Origin of the sequence: Xenorhabdus bakwenae (genome assembly GCF_030272115.1) — a bacterium.
In the GTDB taxonomy this organism is placed as follows: Bacteria; Pseudomonadota; Gammaproteobacteria; order Enterobacterales; family Enterobacteriaceae; genus Xenorhabdus; species Xenorhabdus bakwenae.
In genome coordinates, this window is sequence record NZ_CP119194.1 from 465,001 (window position 1) to 484,172 (window position 19,172).

Here is a 19,172-nt window from a genome sequence, read left to right on the forward strand (position 1 = left end):
GTCGGTGCGGCTTCTGCTGGCAGATCAAAAGTTGAAATGGCTGGTTGCTCTGGACGTTTGCGTTCATGCTGAATATCGTCCTGAGCATTTATCATTTCCGCTTCATGCAGTTGTGGAAGCAAATAGCTCAACGTTGAAATTTCTTCGCCTTTACGTACCCGTAAGACAGAGAAATGTGGCGTTTGCATTTGATCATTTGGAACAATGACAACACCAACATCACCCTGGCGGTGCTCAATGGCGCTGACTGCCTGACGTTTCTCATTCAGTAAGTAAGAGGCGATCTGCACAGGAACAATGGCATGAACCTGATGTGTGTTTTCTTTTAGCGCTTCTTCTTCGATTAAACGCAGAATTGACAGGGACAGTGATTCATTATCACGAATAGTGCCGGTGCCGCTACAACGCGGGCAGACATGGTGACTGGATTCACCCAAGGATGGGCTTAAACGCTGGCGTGACATCTCCAGTAAGCCAAAGCGGGAAATCCGGCCGATTTGAATACGGGCGCGATCTTGTCTTACAGAGTCACGTAACCGATTTTCAACTTCACGTTGATGACGCACGGGAGTCATGTCAATGAAATCGATAACAATCAGGCCACCGAGGTCACGCAGACGCAATTGGCGTGCAATTTCATCAGCAGCTTCCAGGTTGGTATTAAATGCCGTTTCTTCAATATCACCACCACGAGTTGAACGGGATGAGTTGATATCGATAGCCGTTAAAGCTTCAGTCGTATCAATGACGACAGAGCCGCCGGAAGGTAACCGAACTTCACGCTGGAAAGCCGATTCGATTTGCGATTCTATTTGATAATGGCTGAACAGGGGGACTTCACCACTGTACAGTTTGATTTTACTGGCAAAATCCGGGCGTCCCAGGGCAGTGATGTGTTGGCGTGCCAAATCAAGGATTTTAGGGTTGTCGATCAAGATTTCCCCAATATCTGGGCGCAGATAGTCACGGAATGCGCGTACGATCACATTACTTTCCTGATGGATCAGGAAGGGCGCGGTGTGGCTGTCGGCAGCTTTTTTGATAGCTTCCCAATGTTTCAGGCGGAAGTTTAAATCTCCCTGCAAAGCTTCAGCTGATTTGCCGACACCTGCGGTACGCACGATAAGCCCCATGCCTTCTGGAACTTCAAGAGAAGAAAGCGCTTCTTTTAATTCGATGCGATCATCACCCTCAATGCGGCGAGAAATTCCGCCTGCTCTTGGGTTATTTGGCATCAGGACTAAATAGCTGCCAGCCAGACTAATAAAGGTTGTTAAAGCTGCCCCTTTGTTGCCTCGTTCTTCTTTATCAACCTGGACGATGACTTCCTGGCCTTCTTTAAGGATATCCTTAATATTAGGGCGACCATGAGAGTGATAATTACTTGGGAAATATTCGCGAGCAATTTCTTTTATGGGTAGGAAACCATGACGCTCCGCGCCGTAATCAACAAAAGCAGCTTCCAGGCTAGGTTCAATTCGAGTAATTTTCCCTTTATATATATTTGCCTTTTTCTGCTCGTGTCCAGGGCTTTCAATATCCAAATCATAAAGACGTTGCCCATCAACAAGGGCAACACGCAACTCTTCCTGCTGGGTTGCGTTGATTAACATTCTTTTCATTCTAACTTACTCATTATTTTTTACATGAATATAGAGCTGCGAGTAAAAAAGAGGCGAGCTACTAGTTACCGATGGCCTCGTGTCTTTTACAAAACCGTCAGCCTCACGGCTATCGTTTGTATAGAGGCGCCTATTTGTCGGCGAGTCTGAATTTCATTTGAACACAGTACTCTTTATTGGGGCACTGTAATAAATAGGTACAGATTTTACCCAATCCAGTAAGCTGCCACCCGCAGCCCATAAATTATTTGATCGAACATTACGTCTTATGCCATTGCTGCGTTTTTGCTCGATCAAACAGATAACAAACAATTTCAATCTTGCCATTCATAGTTTAGTAAACCGTGGCCAGAAAGCATTATTCCATTGCTATTGGGGTGATAGCAAGATGACTTTGTCGCTTTACAGGTTTTTTATTAGGAAATAGTGATAAGTTGTTAATATTTAGTCTTTATCCTAAGTCACCTGAAACAATGAAGTAGGAAAAATGGCTGTTATTTAGACATGGTTAAAAATGAGTGGCGCTCTGTTTGTTGGATTATTAGAATCTCACCCATGAAAACAGATAATCAAATTGTACAGTTTGTCACGATTGATGACGAATATGCCGGTCAGCGAATTGATAACTTTTTGTTGGCCCGTTTAAAAGGCGTACCTAAGAGCATGATCTATCGGATCTTGCGTAAAGGTGAAGTTCGAGTCAACAAAGGAAGAATTAAGCCTGAATATAAATTGACAGCAGGTGATGTCATCAGGATCCCGCCGGTTAGAGTCGCAGAAAAACAAGAAACACCGATATCTGTCAAGCTGGCTAAGGTTGCTGCTTTGGCGGAATGTATCTTGTATGAAGATGACCATATTTTAGTCATCAACAAACCCTCAGGAACCGCAGTACATGGGGGCAGTGGCCTGAGTTTTGGCGTGATAGAAGGATTGCGGGCTTTGCGTCCTGAAGCCCGCTTTCTTGAACTGGTACATCGGCTTGACCGGGATACATCGGGTATTTTGTTGATTGCGAAAAAACGTTCTGCATTGCGGGCATTGCATGAACAATTACGCTTGAAACAGATGCAGAAAGACTATTTGGCGCTAGTGCGTGGGCAATGGCAATCCCATTGTAAAGTTGTAGAAGCCCCTTTATTGAAAAACACCCTGCAAAGTGGAGAAAGGGTGGTTAAAGTCAGTAAAGAAGGCAAACCGTCTGAAACACGGTTTAAAGTTGAAGAACGATATGCATTTGCAACATTGGTGCGGGCAAGCCCAGTGACAGGGCGAACTCACCAGATCCGAGTGCACTCTTTACATGCCGGTCATCCGATTGCGTTTGATGATCGCTATGGTGACAGAACATTTGATGCCCAACTTGCAGAAACAGGACTTAACCGATTGTTCTTACATGCCAACGCATTAAAGTTCACCCATCCATCCACCGGGGAAACGCTGCGTTTCGAAGCCCCAATGGATGACAGATTGCGGAAATGTTTAAGAATATTGCGGCATAATCATCATTGATAGCATACCGTCAGTGGGTTTATCCCCTGACGGATAAGCATTTCTGTCAACGTTATTAATGGTAAGCCGATAAGTGTGTTTGGATCTTTGCCGTCAAGTTTTTCGAATAATGTAATTCCTAAGCCTTCGCTTTTGAAACTACCCGCACAATTGAAGGGTTTTTCTTTGTTGAGATAATAAGTAATTTCTGTTTCTGTCAGATCTCTGAAATAGACATGGAATAGCTCGCAACGAGTATCAACCACTTCTGTTTTGCTATTGAATAAGGTAATGCCAGTATAAAAAGTGACACATTTTCCACTGGCTTTTTCCAATTGCAAGAAAGCATTCTCAAAATTATGGGGTTTGCCGGTGATCCTGTCATCCAAAACACAAACTTGATCTGACGCTATAATGAGGTGGCTAGAATACTCCCGCTGTAATGCGTGAGCTTTTGCCTGTGACAGCCGCGTTACCAACTGTTTTGGACTTTCGTTTTCCAGCGGGCTTTCATCAATATTGGGAGCAGCACAGGTAAAAGGTAATCCCAGCTTTTCTAGCAATTGGCGGCGATATTCGGAAGTTGACGATAAAATAATCGGAAGCATCTTTTTTTCCATAAAATACGTAGAGAAATATTTGCAGGCATTTTAAACTATACGCCGCTTAATAAGCGAATATTTGACGGAAAGGCGTAGATGTGTGGCCTTTTTCTTTGACTATGTCTCATTACAAAGATAATATGCGCGCCTTATGCAAAAGGTAAAATTACCCCTGACCATTGATGCACTTCGAGCAGCCCAGAAAAGATTGGATTACCATGGTAGTTACTCTGCTGAGCAAGTTTCTCGTCTTGCAGAAACTGTGGTCAGTGTGGATAGTGATGTAGATAACTCATTATCATTTGAAATTGATAATCAGCGTCTGGCAGTTGTAAAAGGGCATTCCGAAGTGGATGTTACGCTTGCCTGTCAGCGTTGTGGCAGTAATTTCAGTCATCATGTTCACACAACGTATTGTTTTAGCCCGGTTGTCAATGATGAACAGGCTGAGGCATTACCGGAAGAGTATGAGCCAATAAACGTTAACGAATTTGGCGAAATAGATTTGCTGGCAATGATTGAAGATGAAATAATTCTGTCTCTGCCGGTGGTTCCGGTACATGATTCTGAACACTGTGAAGTGTCCGACGCGGATATGGTGTTTGGTACGCTGCCTCCTGAAGCAGAAAAACCAAACCCGTTTGCCGTATTAGCCAGTTTAAAGAAAAGTACTTAAGGAGTAAGGTCAATGGCCGTACAACAGAATAAACCAACTCGTTCTAAGCGTGGTATGCGTCGTTCTCATGACGCACTGTCTGCAACACTTGTCTCTGTAGACAAAACTTCTGGTGAAACTCACCTGCGTCATCACGTGACTGCTGATGGCTACTACCGTGGCCGCAAGGTAATCAACAAGTAATTTCAGCTAATCATTAGCAAGTTGATATCTTGGTTAATCTAACCTTAGCGTTAGATGCTATGGGCGGGGACTTTGGTCCTCGCGTTACGGTGCCTGCTGCATTGCAGGCACTGGCATCTAATCCACAACTGAAGCTATTGTTGGTCGGCAATCCCGAAACCATCTTTCCTTTGCTTGCAAATCAAAATGCCGAGCTGTTTAGCCGCTTGCAAATTGTTCCTGCGGAACATATCGTTTCCAACGATGCAAGGCCATCTCAGGCCATCCGTTCCAGTCATGGTACTTCAATGCGTATAGCACTAGACTTAGTGAAGTCGGGCAAAGCTCAGGCTTGTGTCAGTGCGGGAAATACAGGGGCTTTGATGGGATTGGCTAAATTGATGCTGAAATCCATTGAAGGTATTGAACGGCCTGCATTGATGACGGTGATACCTAATCTAAAACAGCAGAAAACAGTTGTATTAGATTTAGGCGCTAATATTAATTGTAATAGCAGTATGTTAGTTCAGTTTGCGATTATGGGTTCCGTAATGGCGGAGTATGTTGCTGGTGTGGATAATCCACGTGTTGCGTTACTTAATATCGGAGAAGAGGAATCCAAAGGGCTAGATAATATCCGCGAAGCCGCTATAACCTTGCGTAATATCCCAACGATTAATTACATCGGGTATGTGGAAGGAAATGAGTTACTGACCGGAAAAACGGATGTACTCGTATGTGACGGCTTCGCAGGTAATGTTACGCTGAAAACGATGGAAGGTGCGATCAGAGTGATTTTAACTCTGATAAAGTCACCGGATGGTCAGCAGAAAAAATCATCTTGGTTGATGAAACTCTTCAAGATGAAGATAGTGAAAAGATGGTTACTGAGACAGATAACCAAACGGTTCGGCCATCTAAACCCTGACCAGTATAACGGAGCAACGTTATTAGGATTACGTGGTATCGTTATAAAAAGCCACGGTGCTGCCAATGAACGTGCTTTTAAGGCTGCTATTGATCAAGCCATTCAAGCTATAGAGAAGCAGGTTCCAGACAGAATCGCTGCCCGACTGGATGCAGTATTACCCAAGAGTGAATAAACATAACATGTATACAAAGATCTTAGGTACGGGCAGTTATTTGCCTGCGCAGGTGCGTACTAACGCAGATTTAGAAAAAATGGTAGATACGTCTGACGAATGGATTGTCACTCGGACGGGTATTCGTGAGCGCCGTATTGCGGCTGAAGATGAAAATGTTGCCATTTTGGGTTTCAAAGCGGCTGAAAAAGCCATTGAAATGGCGGGCATCGATAAAACACAAATTGACTTAATCGTTGTTGCCACAACAAGTTCAACTCATGCTTTCCCTAGTGCCGCTTGCCAAATCCAGCAGTTGTTGGGCATTCCAGGCGTAGCGGCTTTTGATGTTGCCGCAGCGTGTGCCGGCTTTACTTACGCGTTAAGTGTTGTCGATAAATTTATTAAAACAGGTGCGGCTAAACATGCACTGGTGATTGGCTCTGACATTATTTCAAGGGTCGTCGATCCTAAAGATCGCAGCACAGTTATTCTTTTCGGCGATGCAGCAGGAGCAATGGTTGTCGGGGCTTCAGAGGAACCCGGCATCTTATCCACTCATCTTCATGCTGATGGCCGTTATGGTGACTTACTGTCATTGCCGCATCAAAGCCGGGTGGAGTGTGATACTCCAGAATATGTGACTATGGCCGGCAATGAAGTCTTTAAAGTGGCGGTTCGTGAATTAGCGAATATTGTTGATGAAACATTGGAAGCCAACAACGTGCCTCACTCTCAGCTTGATTGGTTAGTACCTCATCAGGCGAATTTGCGTATTATTGCGGCAACTGCCAAGAAATTAGATATGACAATGGATAAAGTGGTCATCACTTTAGATCGTCATGGCAACACCTCGGCCGCATCTATTCCGACGGCATTCGATGAAGCGGTACGTGATGGAAGGATCCAACGCGGCCAACTTGTTTTACTTGAAGCATTTGGCGGTGGCTTTACCTGGGGCTCAGCGCTGGTACGTTTTTAATTTAACAGGAAAATAAACATGTCTGATTTTGCAATGGTGTTTCCCGGTCAAGGTTCTCAATCTCTGGGGATGTTGGCTGATTTAGCCGCAGAGTTTCCACTGGTTGAGCAAACGTTCGCAGAGGCTTCTGCGGTTTTGGGATATGATTTATGGACGTTGGTTCAGCAAGGACCGATAGAAGAACTGAATAAAACCTGGAAAACTCAACCTGCATTGCTGGCAGCTTCAGTGGCGATTTGGAGTGTATGGCAGGAGAAAGGCGGTAAGGCACCGTCCATAATGGCAGGCCATAGCCTTGGCGAATATTCTGCACTGGTCTGTGCGGGCGTGATTGATTTCCAGCAAGCCATTAAACTTGTTGAATTGCGTGGGAAGTTGATGCAGGAAGCTGTACCAGAAGGGCAGGGAGCAATGTATGCCATTATCGGTTTAGATAATGAATCCATTGCAAAGGCATGTGAAGCGTCAGCACAAGGTCAGATTGTTTCGCCGGTTAATTTTAATTCACCTGGGCAGGTGGTTATCGCAGGTGAAAAAGAGGCTGTAGAGCGTGCGGGAGCGGCATGTAAGGCCGCAGGTGCAAAACGGGCACTGCCACTATCCGTTAGTGTGCCTTCGCACTGTGCATTGATGAAATCTGCTGCTGAACAACTGGCGGCTGCATTGCAAGACGTTGAGTTTAACCAGCCGCAATTCCCTGTCGTGAATAACGTCGATGTAAAAGTAGAAAAATCTGCTGATGCTATTCGGGACGCGTTGGTTTGTCAGTTGTATAATCCTGTACGTTGGACAGAATCAGTTGAATATATTGCAGGGCTTGGGGTTGAACAATTGTTAGAAATTGGGCCAGGTAAGGTACTCACTGGGTTAACGAAACGTATTGTTGATACTTTAAGTGCTGTAGCAGTAAATGATGTATCATCACTCACAGTTGCTCTGAATAAATGACTGGGGAAAAAATGAGCTTTGATGGAAAAATTGCGCTGGTCACTGGCGCGAGCCGTGGCATAGGTCGCGCGATTGCAGAATTATTGGTTGAACGTGGTGCATGTGTTATTGGTACCGCAACCAGTGAGAAGGGCGCTGAAGCAATCAGTGCCTTTCTTGGTGATAAAGGTAAAGGTTTTGTACTGGATGTCACAGATTCAGAATCCATTGAAAATGCACTCTCGAATATTCGTGCTGAATTTGGTGAAATAGACATTTTAGTTAATAATGCAGGCATCACTCGTGATAACTTGTTGATGCGCATGAAAGATGATGAGTGGCAAGATATTATTGACACTAATCTTTCTTCGATTTTTCGTCTGTCAAAAGCAGTAATGCGCTCTATGATGAAAAAACGTTATGGACGTATTATTTCTATTGGCTCTGTTGTTGGAACAATGGGAAATGCGGGACAGGCGAATTACGCGGCAGCGAAAGCAGGAGTTATTGGTTTCAGTAAATCATTGGCTCGTGAAGTCGCTTCCCGTGGCATCACGGTTAACGTTGTTGCACCTGGTTTTATCGAAACTGATATGACCAGAGCGTTGACAGACGAACAACGTGCAGGCATTGCTGCTGGAATACCTGCTAATCGTCTTGGTGATGCAAAGGAAATTGCCAGTGCTGTAGCGTTTCTTGCTTCTGACGAGGCCGCTTACATCACAGGTGAAACATTACATGTCAATGGTGGCATGTACATGATCTAAAAAATGAGCGAACCCACTGTTTTTGATGTGTTTTTTGTACAAAAAAAGCAGATTGTGGTTCGACCAGCCGGGATTTGGTTGCATCTTTTCCTGTATTTTATAAACTACGAAAACCATCGCAAAAGCGAGTTTTGATAGGAAATTTAATAGTATGAGCACTATCGACGAACGCGTTAAGAAAATCATCGTTGAACAACTGGGTGTTAAAGAGGAAGAAGTTGTGAACACAGCTTCATTTGTTGATGACTTGGGCGCTGATTCTCTTGACACAGTTGAACTGGTAATGGCTCTGGAAGAAGAGTTCGATATCGAGATCCCAGACGAAGAAGCTGAAAAAATCACTACAGTTCAGGCTGCTATTGACTACGTTGAAAACGCAGGTAAATAAGCACACATACCTAGGCGGTCGTTCGACCGCCTATGTTTTTCGTCCTAATTTTTTTCCCTCCTTGGAGGATAACCGTGTCTAAGCGTCGAGTAGTCGTGACCGGACTAGGCATGTTATCTCCTGTCGGCAATACAGTAGAGTCTTCCTGGAATGCTGTTTGTGCCGGACAGAGTGGTATCGGCCTTATCGAACATTTTGATACCTGTAACCATGCAACTAAGTTTGCAGGTTTGGTGAAGAATTTTAATCATGAAGATTTCAATATTTCGCGCAAAGAAGCACGGAAAATGGATCTCTTCATTCAGTATGGTATTGCTGCTGGCAAGCAAGCTATTGACGATGCAGGAATCGAAGTAACAGAAGCCAATGCTGGCCGCTTTGGTGCGGCCATTGGTTCTGGTATTGGTGGGTTAGGGCTGATCGAAGAAAATCACAGCACACTGCTATCGTCAGGGCCTCGTAAGGTTAGCCCATTCTTTGTACCTTCAACCATCATTAATATGGTGGCGGGCCATTTGAGCATTCTGTATGGTCTTCGTGGCCCGAGCATTTCCATTGCAACTGCTTGTACTTCTGGCGTACATAATATTGGCCATGCGGCTCGCATCATTGCCTATAATGATGCTGACATTATGCTGGCGGGCGGTGCAGAAAAAGCGAGTACTGAGTTTGGAGTTGCTGGATTTGGTGCTGCACGTGCATTGTCAACCCGTAATGATGATCCTCAAAGGGCAAGCCGCCCTTGGGATAAAGATCGTGATGGCTTTGTGCTGGGTGATGGTGCAGGTGTCGTTGTGCTTGAAGAGTATGAGCATGCCAAAAAACGCGGTGCCAAAATCTATGCTGAAGTTGTTGGTTTTGGCATGAGCAGCGATGCTTATCATATGACATCGCCTCCTGAAGATGGCGCAGGTGCTGCTTTAGCAATGCAAAATGCCCTGAATGATGCGGGAATTTCACCAGAGCAGGTGAGTTACATCAATGCCCATGGTACATCTACGCAAGTGGGTGATCTTGCAGAAGCTCGTGCAGTGGAGGCTGTTTTTGGTGAAGGCACTAAAGTATTAGTGAGTTCTACCAAATCAATGACAGGCCATTTGTTGGGTGCCGCAGGCGCGATTGAATCTATTTTCACTGTTCTTTCTCTGTGTGATCAGATTGTTCCTCCAACCATTAACCTGGAGAATCAGGATGAGAACTGTCGTTTGGATTTAGTTCCGGGCGCAGCGCGTAGCGTTGAAGGAATGGAATACGCATTGTGTAACTCTTTTGGTTTCGGTGGCACCAACGGGTCATTGATTTTCCGCAAGATCTAAAATCACTTTGTGTTTATGAAAAGCCCCGACAAATGTTGGGGCTTTTTTATCAAAAATAAGAAGTTAACATGACGTATTGGATTAATGGTAATCAGTGTGATCATATACCTGTCAATGATCGTGCGGTGCAGTTTGGTGACGGCTGTTTTACCACAATAAAGGTTGAGCAAGGGATACCGGTTTTGCTACCTTTGCATATAAAACGGTTGCAGAAAGGTGTTGAAAAACTCTTTATGCCAGCACTGGATTGGTTCCAACTTGAGAACCATATTAAACAGGTAGTGAAAGGGTGTGATTCCGGTGTGTTGAAAATCATTCTTTCCAGAGGCACGGGAGGCCGTGGCTATAGTTTTGCTGACACGACTACGCCTACCCAGATCTTGTCTTTGAGTTCATATCCTGAACGATATATAACTCAGCGTCAAAAAGGTGTGTCATTGACTCTTAGCCCGATTCCAATGGGAATTAATCCCTATCTGGCTGGCATTAAGCACTTAAATCGTTTGGAGCAGGTTTTGATCAAACGGTTTATTGAACAATCAGGCGCAGATGAAGCCCTGGTACTTGATAGTGATGGCTTATTGGTTGAATGCGCTACTGCCAATATCTTCTGGCGAAAAGGCAAAAATGTTTATACACCTGATCTCAGCCAGTGTGGGGTAGCGGGGATTATGCGACAAAAGATCATCGAATTGTTGGCGAAAAGTGATTATCGCTTATCATGTATTATGCGCTATCCCGAAGCGCTGGCTTATGCAGACGAAGTGATTATCTGTAATTCCTTAATGCCAGTACTGCCAGTGAGTCAAATTCAAGCGCATGAAAATCAACCTGCATGGAAATATCAATCAAGAGAGTTGCATGAATATTTATTACCTGAATGTTTAAAACCTTAGCGAATTAGTATTCAGAAGCACAAATAAAGTGATTACCGAATGAAACTAAAAAAGCCCATTTTCATTCTGCCCGGATTATTTATTGCGATCGCGGTGATCGTATTTTTTTCTTTTATGAAGAAAATAGAGAACTTTGCTGATCAAGGGATTAATCTTAGCCAGGAGCTTATATTTACTGTGCCGGTGGGAACTGGACGCACTGGCCTGCAAGCCTTACTGACCCAGTATAAATTGATTGAAGAGAGTCAATTATTGCCATGGCTGCTTCGCTTTAAACCAGAGCTGGCAAAGTTCAAGGCTGGAACTTACCGTTTGCAAAAAGGGATGTCTTTGAAGTCTGTCCTGCAACTGTTTGCCAGTGGCAAAGAAACTCAGTTTACCATTCGCTTTGTTGAAGGCAGCCGTTTATCTGATTGGTCAAAAATATTGCAGAATGCGCCATACTTAAAGCATGAAATAGAAAATAAGACGCCGAAAGAGCTGCTTGATGCTTTAGGCATGAAAGAAGGCGAGTCACTGGAAGGTTGGTTTTATCCTGATACCTATTTGTATACAGCAGGCACGAGTGACTTGGCGTTACTTAAACGCGCCCATAACAAAATGAAAACCGTCGTCGGGCAGGAATGGGAAAACAGGGAAAAAAACCTGCCATATAAAAGTGCCTATGAAATGTTGATCATGGCCTCTATTATTGAAAAAGAGACGGCAATTGAATCTGAACGAACCAAAGTTGCCTCTGTATTCGTGAATCGTCTACGGTTAAAGATGAAACTGCAAACTGATCCAACCGTGATTTATGGATTGGGAGATAAATATACGGGTACGATTTTTCGCAGTAATCTCAACACATTTACACCATACAATACGTATATGATTGATGGGTTGCCACCAACCCCTATCGCCATGCCAGGTCTGGCTTCAACTAAGGCCGCAGCACATCCTGCTGTCACGGAATATTTATATTTTGTGGCGAATGGCGATGGGGGGCACACATTCACCACCAATCTGGTAGCACATAATAAGGCAGTAAGTCTTTATCGCCAAAGGTTAAAGCAGGATAAATGAGTAGCAAATTTATTGTAATTGAAGGGCTTGAGGGTGCTGGAAAAACAACGGCAATCCAAACAGTGGTTGAAACCTTGAAGCAGCAAGGTATTTCTGATTTGGCGCTTACCCGTGAACCTGGCGGGACGCCGTTAGCAGAAAAATTACGTGAGCTGATTAAACAAGGGGTTGAAGGAGAATCACTGACAGATAAAGCAGAACTATTAATGCTATATGCTGCCAGAGTTCAATTGGTAGAAAATATTATCAAGCCAGCTTTGGTAAAGGGAACGTGGGTCATTGGTGATCGCCATGATCTCTCATCCCAGGCTTATCAGGGGGGAGGCCGAGGCCTCGATCAGCACTTGATGGCGTCACTACGCAGTGCAGCATTGGGCGATTTCTCCCCAGATTTAACCCTTTATCTTGATGTACCACCCGAAGTGGGCTTACAACGTGCGCTTGAGCGCGGTGAATTGGATCGGATTGAAAAGGAGTCCTTAGATTTTTTCCACCGCACGCGTACAAAATATCTCGAACTTATGGCGAAAGATGACAGTATCAAAAAGATTGATGCAACCCAGCCACTGGAAAAAGTGCAGGATGATATTCGTCATACCCTACTTGATTGGTTAAAGAACCTTGACTAAAAGCACAGGCAATTCAGACAAGAACTGGTATCCGTGGCTCAATCAGGCATACCGTCAGTTAGTTGAATTCCACCAGCAGGGGCGTGGACATCATGCTATTTTGCTTCATGCTCATGCAGGAATGGGGGATGATGCATTATTGTATGGTTTGAGTCGCTGGTTAATGTGTCAGAATAAACAGGGCATTAAAAGCTGTGGCAAATGCCACGGCTGTCATTTGATGTTGGCGGCAACACATTCTGACTGGCATGTTCTTGCTCCTGAGAAGGGAAAAAATGTCATTGGAGTAGACGCAGTACGTCGGCTCAGTGAGAAGCTCTATGAATATTCTCAGCAAGGGGGAGCCAAAATTGCCTGGATCACATCCGCAGAATCCCTGACTGATGCTGCTTCTAACGCCTTATTGAAAACGTTGGAAGAACCGCCACAAAACACCTACTTTTTGTTGCAGTGTCAAAGCCCTGTAAATTTGCTGGCAACACTACGCAGCCGCTGTTTTTACTATTTTGTGCCAGCGCCTGAAGCCTCGGCGGGGCTTTATTGGCTGCAAAAACAGCTACCAGCGATATCTTCGTTGGATGCACAAACAGCATTGAAACTTTCTCAGGGAGCGCCATTGGCTGCGGAGCAACTACTCCAAACTGAAAAATGGCAGCAGAGGAATTCACTTTGCCAGGCGATTGAACAGGCATTACATAAATGTGATACCCTGACACTTTTACCCTTACTGAATCGTGATGATGTGCAGCAATCTTTGCATTGGCTGATCAGCTTATTATCCGATGCAGTAAAATGGCGGCAGCAGGCGCAGAATTACTGTATCAACCAAGATCAGCAGGTTTTGATTCATTATCTTGCTTCTCGCCAAAGTGTGGAAACATTATTAAATACAGTTGATGACTGGGTACATTGTCGTCATCAATTATTATCGGTGGTGGGAGTCAATCGGGAATTGTTGTTAACGGAACAATTACTCAATTGGGAAAGGCAATTTTGTCCCGCCCAGTAACTTAGTCAGATACGAGCCTATTATGTTTTTAGTTGATTCACATTGTCATCTCGATTGCCTTGATTATGAAACGCTGCACCAAAGTGTAGATGATGTTGTGGCGAAAGCGGCCGAACGGGATGTGAAGTATATGCTGGCGGTGGCAACCACGTTGCCGGGTTTCCGGCAAATGAAGGCATTGATTGGTAAGCGGGAAAATGTCGCGTATTCCTGTGGTATCCACCCATTGAATCTGGATGAAGGTTACGATTTCGAAGAGCTTGCCCGATTGGCTGCGGATGAAGAAGTCGTTGCCATGGGGGAAACCGGCCTGGATTATTATTATCAGCAAGAAAATGCTGAACGTCAGAGAACTTCATTTCGTCAACATATTCGCATTGGCCGGGAATTAAATAAGCCAGTGATTGTGCATACCCGTGACGCAAGAGACGATACATTAATGGTTTTACGGGAAGAAAAAGTCCGGGATTGTGGCGGCGTGTTGCACTGTTTCACAGAAGATAAAGAAACGGCAAGGGCGCTGTTGGATTTGGGTTTTTATATCTCTTTTTCTGGTATTGTCACTTTCCGTAATGCCGAGCAGATCCGTGAAGCAGCAAGATTTGTGCCACTGGATCGCATTCTGGTGGAAACTGATTCACCTTATCTGGCACCGGTTCCTCATCGGGGTAAGCAAAATCAGCCAGCTTATGTACGTGATGTTGCTGAATATATGGCAGTATTGAAAGGTGTCAGTGTTGAAGAATTGGCGGCGGTGACGACCAGAAATTTTTGTGAACTGTTTCATATCGATATTAAAGAAAACTAAGTCAGCTGCGTCACACGGTGTTTTAGGCCTTATAACAAACAGGAGAAGTAAAATGGCAGAAGAAACTATTTTCAGTAAAATCATCCGTCGAGAAATTCCTTCTGATATTATTTATCAGGACGATTTGGTCACGGCATTTCGTGACATTTCCCCTCAGGCACCAACCCATGTTTTGATCGTACCTAATGTATTGATCCCAACGGTTAATGATGTTACTGCCGATCATGAACTGGTCTTAGGACGTCTGTTTACCGTGGCAGCGAAAATAGCAAAAGAGGAAGGCATTGCAGAAGATGGCTATCGCCTGATCATGAACTGTAATCGCCATTCTGGGCAGGAAGTTTTCCATATCCACATGCATTTAGTCGGTGGCCGTCCATTGGGACCGCTATTAGCAAAATAATAACCTAATTTATGTATACCAATCCAACTTCAAGATGCGTGTTATATTTCCCCACTCAGCGGGGAAATATAAGGCCTTGCGTCGTTCTGCGGATTGCAACTTGAAGTTTATCGAGTATATATCGGTACAACGTAGTGATGTAACTGGAGTAGATGAATGAAAAGAATTCTCTTTGTTATATTATCGGCAATGTTGCTGGCGAGTTGTGTCGCTCCAGAAACACAAAAGCCTGCTCCTGTTACACCGGTGGAGCCAGAGAAAAAACCGGAACCGTCGGTAGGACCGTCAGAAAAAGTTCCCCAGCCGCCTAAAATCCAATCTATTAATTGGGATCGCATTGTTCAACCGTTAGTGGATCAGATGGTTAATGCTAACGGTGTGGAAGCGGGAAAATTACTGTTGGTTGATTCTGTCAAGAACAACACGAATGGCTCATTGCGAACCCTGAAAGCCACAGATGCAATTACGAATGTCATCAGTAATAAACACACTTTTCAGGTTGTACCGAAATCCCAGGTCCATTCAGCCAGACAGGCGCTGGGGTTATCATCGGAAGATAGCCTGGGGTTGCGCAGCAAGTCCATTGGATTGGCTCGTTATTTAAATGCCGATTATGTTCTCTATTCTGTTGTCTCCAATAATCATGGTCAGCGTGACCTGGAGATGCAGTTAATGCTGGTGAAAACTGGCGAAATACTCTGGTCAGGCCGTGGTGACGTTAACTAATGGCAACGTTTTGCTCAGGGTATTGTGTCAGTTATGGCCTGATATTCCCGCCGACTCTTGGGAAATTAGGCCATTAACGGGTCTGACACAGGGAAGTTACTCTATTGCTAATACAGCTACAAATGAAGCGCATCAGATGGTTGGACGCGGGCAAACACCGCATAGTGAAATGCTCGGCGTGGATCGTCAACGAGAAAATCAGATCTTGCGGCGATTATCTTCCACCGGTATTGCGCCTGAAGTCGTGGCTATGCACGGAACCTGGCTGTTGCTTGAGTGGCTTACTGGAACAAAAGTAAAACCCGATACACTGGGCCAGCCAATTTTACAGCAACCATTAGCTCAAACGCTTGCTATTCTTCATAACCATTCTCCATTGGGTTACCCCTTTCAATTAAAAGAACAAATTGCATTCCAGTGGCAGCAGATTGACAGAAGACGCTTGTCGCCCCGTTGGTTACGTCTGCACAAATTTTTTATGGCAAGTAGAGTACCCACCGCGCTAAAGATAGCTCCGGCTCATATGGATATTCACCCTGATAATCTATTAATGACTGAAAAAGGGTTAAAATTGATTGATTGGGAATATGCTGCGGATGTCGATATCGGCTTTTCACTGGCTGTATTATTCAAGGGAAATCAGTGGAATGAGGTGAAGCAAAAAACTTTTTTAGATTATTATTGTACTCAGGCATCAGGATATTCAGATATCCATTTATTGCAGCAACACATTAAGCGATGGGAGCCGTGGGTCAGTTATATGATGTTAATGTGGTATGAAGTGCGCTGGCAGCAGACAAGAGAACAACAATTTTTATCGCTGGCATATCCCTTACGCCAGACTTTTAAATTGTCGTAATGAATCTAATAACCAATATAAAGAGAAGTGAGGAAGGCTATGGGGCCAGTAATGTTAGATGTTGTTGGCTATGAATTGGATAATGAAGAGCGCGAAATTTTACAACATCCATTAGTGGGTGGCTTAATTTTGTTTACCCGCAATTTTCATGATACAGAACAATTACGTGAATTGGTTCGCCAAATCCGCGCAGCTTCCCGCCACCGTTTGGTGGTTGCTGTTGATCAGGAAGGTGGACGGGTTCAGCGTTTTCATGAGGGGTTTACGCGTTTACCTGCGGCCCAATCTTTTGCTTGTGTACATGACATGCTTATAGGCGCACATCTGGCAAAAGAGTCTGGTTGGTTAATGGCATCAGAAATGATCGCAATGGATATCGATATCAGCTTTGCGCCAGTATTGGACTTGGGACATAAATGTACAGCAATTGGTGAACGTTCATTCCATGAAGAGCTTGAACCTGCGATGGTAATGGCGGAAAAATTTATCCAAGGAATGCATTCTGCGGGCATGAAATCGACGGGGAAACATTTTCCGGGACATGGCGCCGTGACGGCAGATTCCCATAAGGAAACACCAAGGGATAACCGTCCTATGGATGCCATTAGTTGCCATGATATGGTGATTTTCCGCGATTTTATCCAACGTCATCTGCTGGATGCAATTATGCCTGCTCACGTTATTTATCCTCAGATAGATCACCGACCTGCAAGTGGTTCACCTTATTGGTTGAAAACCATACTTCGTGAGCAATTAGGATTTAACGGCGTTATTTTTTCCGATGATTTGTCGATGGAAGGTGCCGCCGTGATGGGCAGTTATGCTGAACGGGCTAAAGCCTCATTAGATGCCGGTTGTGACATGATTTTAGTGTGTAACAATCGAGAGGGTGCGGTCAGTGTGCTGGATAACCTGCCGATAATTGAATCACCTAAAGTCAAACAGTTATACCATCAAGGCAAACAATTTAGTTTGGAAGAGTTACAAAAATCTGCACGTTGGCAAAAAGCTAACCAGACGTTACAGGGTTTGTGTGAACAATTTTTGTGATTGATGTCTAATTAATCAAAAGAATTTAGTTGTGACTGTTTTTGGTATGACCAACTGACCTGCCATGATATTCTGGTGATATTTGCACTATGAAATTTGTTTAGCTTGAAGTTATTTAAGGACGTTATTCAAGGTTTTTTACTCAAAGAGACGAACTGAGCGCCTTACATAACATTATGTTGTATTTTCAGTGGGGTATTCATGACAACGCCAAAGACAAGAATTGTCATCATTGGTGGGGGCGCTGGTGGTTTAGAGCTGGCAACGCGTTTGGGACACAAATTAGGGCGTAAGAAAAAAGCCGAAATTACTTTGGTGGATCGCAATAATAGCCATTTATGGAAACCACTATTGCATGAAGTTGCAACAGGGTCTCTTGATGATGGTGTTGATGCATTGAGTTATTTAGCTCATGCAAGCAACCATTATTTTAATTTCCAGCTAGGTACACTCACGAATATCAATCGTGAAGGGAAAAAAATTACTCTGGCTGGGATCAGTAATGAAGATGGTGATTTGTTAATACCAGAACGTGAACTGGCTTACGACATTCTTGTCATGGCATTGGGCAGCCAATCTAACGATTTTGGCACGGCGGGTGTGAAGGAAAATTGTATTTTCCTTGATAACCCGCAACAGGCACACCGTTTCCACAATGAAATGTTGAACCTGTTCCTGAAATATTCTGCAAATCACCGTGCAGAAGAAAAAGTGAATATAGCGATTGTTGGTGGTGGCGCGACAGGCGTAGAGCTTTCCGCAGAACTCTATAATGCGGTTAAGCAACTTAACAGTTATGGCTTTGAAAGCCTGAATTCAGATGCCCTTAACGTGACGTTGGTTGAGGCAGGGGAGCGTATCCTGCCTGCGTTGCCGACACGCATTTCCAGTGCAGCTCATCAAGAGCTGACTAAATTGGGTGTTAAGGTATTAACCAAGACAATGGTGACCAGTGCTGATGAGCATGGGTTGAATACCAAAGAGGGTGAGCAGATCAAAGCTTCCTTGATGGTTTGGGCTGCGGGGATTAAAGCACCTGACTTTATGAAAGATATCGGTGGATTGGAAACCAACCGTATCAACCAATTGGTTGTAAAACCAACTTTGCAAACCACCCGGGATGATCATATTTTTGCCATTGGGGATTGCGCATCATGCCCGAAAAAAGAGGGGGTTTTGTTCCGCCTCGTGCGCAGTCTGCTCACCAGATGGCAAGCCGTTGTTATGCCAATATTCTGGCACAGTTGAATGAAAAACCATTGAAAGAGTATGTTTACAAAGATCATGGTTCATTGGTTTCATTATCCAAGTTCAGTACTGTTGGTAGCCTGATGGGGAACTTGATGCGTGGTTCAATGATGGTTGAAGGCCGCATTGCCCGTGTGGTTTATATCTCTTTGTATCGTATGCATCAGGTCGCTTTACATGGATATATTAAAACAGGGTTGATGATGCTGGTTGGAGGAATTAACCGCGTTATTCGTCCACGCCTGAAGTTGCATTAATTAGCCCAAAATGGCTCATCTTGACGTAATTCATTGAGATGGGTCATTTACCTGTTCATTATATTTATTATTATACCTATCATCATTATTCTTCTCTAAAGTTAACCTGGTTATTTACTATACCAAGCCAACTTCAAGATGCGTGTTATATTTCCCCGCGCCGCAGGGAAATATAAGGCTTCGCGGCGTCTTGCGGATTGCAACTTG

General features: G+C 44.3%; 20 protein-coding genes and 1 pseudogene (1 of these 21 running past the window's edge). 19 read left to right on the forward strand and 2 right to left on the reverse strand.

Annotated features, from left to right (window positions below):
- Positions 1-1,622 carry the 5' portion of a ribonuclease E gene (rne, locus tag PXH59_RS02835; RefSeq protein WP_434223336.1) on the reverse strand. 808 nt of this gene lie to the left of the window's left edge, so 1,622 of the gene's 2,430 nt are visible here — the first part of the coding sequence; its start codon is at positions 1,620-1,622; its stop codon lies off the left edge, out of view.
- Between the two features lie 555 nt (positions 1,623-2,177).
- Between rne and rluC the strand changes: the two genes are divergently transcribed.
- Positions 2,178-3,134, forward strand: a complete 957-nt coding sequence (rluC, locus tag PXH59_RS02840) for a 23S rRNA pseudouridine(955/2504/2580) synthase RluC (RefSeq protein WP_285810245.1) — start codon at positions 2,178-2,180, stop codon at positions 3,132-3,134.
- Here the strand turns inward: rluC and PXH59_RS02845 are convergent.
- A complete protein-coding gene (locus tag PXH59_RS02845) occupies positions 3,128-3,721 on the reverse strand; it encodes a Maf family protein (RefSeq protein ID WP_047767362.1) in 594 nt (197 codons plus the stop codon). The genes rluC and PXH59_RS02845 overlap by 7 nt on opposite strands.
- Positions 3,722-3,866: 145 nt before the next feature.
- Here PXH59_RS02845 and yceD point away from each other — a divergent pair, with 145 nt between their 5' ends.
- From yceD to PXH59_RS02935, 18 genes and pseudogenes are all read left to right on the forward strand, one after another.
- Positions 3,867-4,391 carry a 23S rRNA accumulation protein YceD gene (gene yceD, locus PXH59_RS02850; RefSeq protein ID WP_285810246.1) on the forward strand — a complete coding sequence of 175 codons (525 nt, stop codon included), beginning with the start codon at positions 3,867-3,869 and terminating at the stop codon, positions 4,389-4,391.
- A 12-nt stretch (positions 4,392-4,403) separates the two neighbouring features.
- Positions 4,404-4,574, forward strand: a complete 171-nt coding sequence (gene rpmF, locus PXH59_RS02855) for a 50S ribosomal protein L32 (protein ID WP_004240653.1) — start codon at positions 4,404-4,406, stop codon at positions 4,572-4,574.
- Positions 4,575-4,603: 29 nt separating this feature from the next.
- On the forward strand, positions 4,604-5,656 hold the full coding sequence (gene plsX / locus PXH59_RS02860) for a phosphate acyltransferase PlsX (protein WP_072059741.1): 1,053 nt from the start codon (positions 4,604-4,606) through the stop codon (positions 5,654-5,656).
- 7 nt (positions 5,657-5,663) lie between these two features.
- Complete coding sequence (locus tag PXH59_RS02865) at positions 5,664-6,617, forward strand: beta-ketoacyl-ACP synthase III (protein WP_285810261.1); 954 nt, start codon at positions 5,664-5,666, stop codon at positions 6,615-6,617.
- Positions 6,618-6,635: 18 nt separating this feature from the next.
- Positions 6,636-7,565 (forward strand): ACP S-malonyltransferase, encoded by a 930-nt coding sequence (gene fabD, locus PXH59_RS02870; RefSeq protein ID WP_285810262.1) that lies wholly within the window; start codon positions 6,636-6,638, stop codon positions 7,563-7,565.
- 11 nt (positions 7,566-7,576) lie between these two features.
- On the forward strand, positions 7,577-8,311 hold the full coding sequence (gene fabG, locus PXH59_RS02875; RefSeq protein ID WP_285810264.1) for a 3-oxoacyl-ACP reductase FabG: 735 nt from the start codon (positions 7,577-7,579) through the stop codon (positions 8,309-8,311).
- Between the two features lie 151 nt (positions 8,312-8,462).
- Positions 8,463-8,699, forward strand: coding sequence for an acyl carrier protein (gene acpP / locus PXH59_RS02880; RefSeq protein WP_012989255.1), 237 nt, complete (start codon positions 8,463-8,465; stop codon positions 8,697-8,699).
- A 74-nt stretch (positions 8,700-8,773) separates the two neighbouring features.
- Positions 8,774-10,015 (forward strand): beta-ketoacyl-ACP synthase II, encoded by a 1,242-nt coding sequence (gene fabF, locus PXH59_RS02885; protein WP_047767374.1) that lies wholly within the window; start codon positions 8,774-8,776, stop codon positions 10,013-10,015.
- 68 nt (positions 10,016-10,083) lie between these two features.
- Positions 10,084-10,911: an aminodeoxychorismate lyase gene (pabC, locus tag PXH59_RS02890; RefSeq protein ID WP_285810267.1), complete on the forward strand. Its 828-nt coding sequence runs from the start codon at positions 10,084-10,086 to the stop codon at positions 10,909-10,911.
- Positions 10,912-10,950: 39 nt separating this feature from the next.
- Positions 10,951-11,976, forward strand: coding sequence for an endolytic transglycosylase MltG (mltG, locus tag PXH59_RS02895; protein WP_285810268.1), 1,026 nt, complete (start codon positions 10,951-10,953; stop codon positions 11,974-11,976).
- Positions 11,973-12,605 carry a dTMP kinase gene (tmk, locus tag PXH59_RS02900; RefSeq protein ID WP_285810269.1) on the forward strand — a complete coding sequence of 211 codons (633 nt, stop codon included), beginning with the start codon at positions 11,973-11,975 and terminating at the stop codon, positions 12,603-12,605. The genes mltG and tmk overlap by 4 nt, the downstream gene beginning before the upstream one ends.
- Positions 12,598-13,614 (forward strand): DNA polymerase III subunit delta', encoded by a 1,017-nt coding sequence (gene holB, locus PXH59_RS02905; RefSeq protein ID WP_285810270.1) that lies wholly within the window; start codon positions 12,598-12,600, stop codon positions 13,612-13,614. The genes tmk and holB overlap by 8 nt, the downstream gene beginning before the upstream one ends.
- 22 nt (positions 13,615-13,636) lie before the next feature.
- Positions 13,637-14,422 carry a metal-dependent hydrolase gene (locus tag PXH59_RS02910; RefSeq protein WP_285810271.1) on the forward strand — a complete coding sequence of 262 codons (786 nt, stop codon included), beginning with the start codon at positions 13,637-13,639 and terminating at the stop codon, positions 14,420-14,422.
- A 52-nt stretch (positions 14,423-14,474) separates the two neighbouring features.
- The gene (hinT, locus tag PXH59_RS02915) at positions 14,475-14,825 is read left to right on the forward strand and encodes a purine nucleoside phosphoramidase (protein WP_285810272.1); all 351 of its coding nucleotides are present in this window, start codon (positions 14,475-14,477) and stop codon (positions 14,823-14,825) included.
- Between the two features lie 156 nt (positions 14,826-14,981).
- Positions 14,982-15,551: a penicillin-binding protein activator LpoB gene (gene lpoB / locus PXH59_RS02920; RefSeq protein WP_285810277.1), complete on the forward strand. Its 570-nt coding sequence runs from the start codon at positions 14,982-14,984 to the stop codon at positions 15,549-15,551.
- The gene (locus tag PXH59_RS02925) at positions 15,535-16,410 is read left to right on the forward strand and encodes a phosphotransferase (protein ID WP_285810279.1); all 876 of its coding nucleotides are present in this window, start codon (positions 15,535-15,537) and stop codon (positions 16,408-16,410) included. Before lpoB ends, PXH59_RS02925 begins: the two co-directional genes overlap by 17 nt.
- A 39-nt stretch (positions 16,411-16,449) precedes the next feature.
- Positions 16,450-17,460, forward strand: coding sequence for a beta-N-acetylhexosaminidase (gene nagZ / locus PXH59_RS02930; RefSeq protein WP_047767392.1), 1,011 nt, complete (start codon positions 16,450-16,452; stop codon positions 17,458-17,460).
- 201 nt (positions 17,461-17,661) lie between these two features.
- Positions 17,662-18,965, forward strand: a pseudogene (locus PXH59_RS02935) (NAD(P)/FAD-dependent oxidoreductase).
- Positions 18,966-19,172 lie beyond the last annotated feature (207 nt).

Coding starts and splice junctions, on each gene's coding strand:
- rluC (WP_285810245.1), top strand. CDS start 2,178: ATGAAAACAGATAATCAAATTGTACAGTTTGTCACGATTGATGACGAA.
- PXH59_RS02845 (WP_047767362.1), bottom strand. CDS start 3,721: ATGCTTCCGATTATTTTATCGTCAACTTCCGAATATCGCCGCCAATTG.
- yceD (WP_285810246.1), top strand. CDS start 3,867: ATGCAAAAGGTAAAATTACCCCTGACCATTGATGCACTTCGAGCAGCC.
- rpmF (WP_004240653.1), top strand. CDS start 4,404: ATGGCCGTACAACAGAATAAACCAACTCGTTCTAAGCGTGGTATGCGT.
- PXH59_RS02865 (WP_285810261.1), top strand. CDS start 5,664: ATGTATACAAAGATCTTAGGTACGGGCAGTTATTTGCCTGCGCAGGTG.
- fabD (WP_285810262.1), top strand. CDS start 6,636: ATGTCTGATTTTGCAATGGTGTTTCCCGGTCAAGGTTCTCAATCTCTG.
- fabG (WP_285810264.1), top strand. CDS start 7,577: ATGAGCTTTGATGGAAAAATTGCGCTGGTCACTGGCGCGAGCCGTGGC.
- acpP (WP_012989255.1), top strand. CDS start 8,463: ATGAGCACTATCGACGAACGCGTTAAGAAAATCATCGTTGAACAACTG.
- pabC (WP_285810267.1), top strand. CDS start 10,084: ATGACGTATTGGATTAATGGTAATCAGTGTGATCATATACCTGTCAAT.
- mltG (WP_285810268.1), top strand. CDS start 10,951: ATGAAACTAAAAAAGCCCATTTTCATTCTGCCCGGATTATTTATTGCG.
- tmk (WP_285810269.1), top strand. CDS start 11,973: ATGAGTAGCAAATTTATTGTAATTGAAGGGCTTGAGGGTGCTGGAAAA.
- PXH59_RS02910 (WP_285810271.1), top strand. CDS start 13,637: ATGTTTTTAGTTGATTCACATTGTCATCTCGATTGCCTTGATTATGAA.
- hinT (WP_285810272.1), top strand. CDS start 14,475: ATGGCAGAAGAAACTATTTTCAGTAAAATCATCCGTCGAGAAATTCCT.
- lpoB (WP_285810277.1), top strand. CDS start 14,982: ATGAAAAGAATTCTCTTTGTTATATTATCGGCAATGTTGCTGGCGAGT.
- nagZ (WP_047767392.1), top strand. CDS start 16,450: ATGGGGCCAGTAATGTTAGATGTTGTTGGCTATGAATTGGATAATGAA.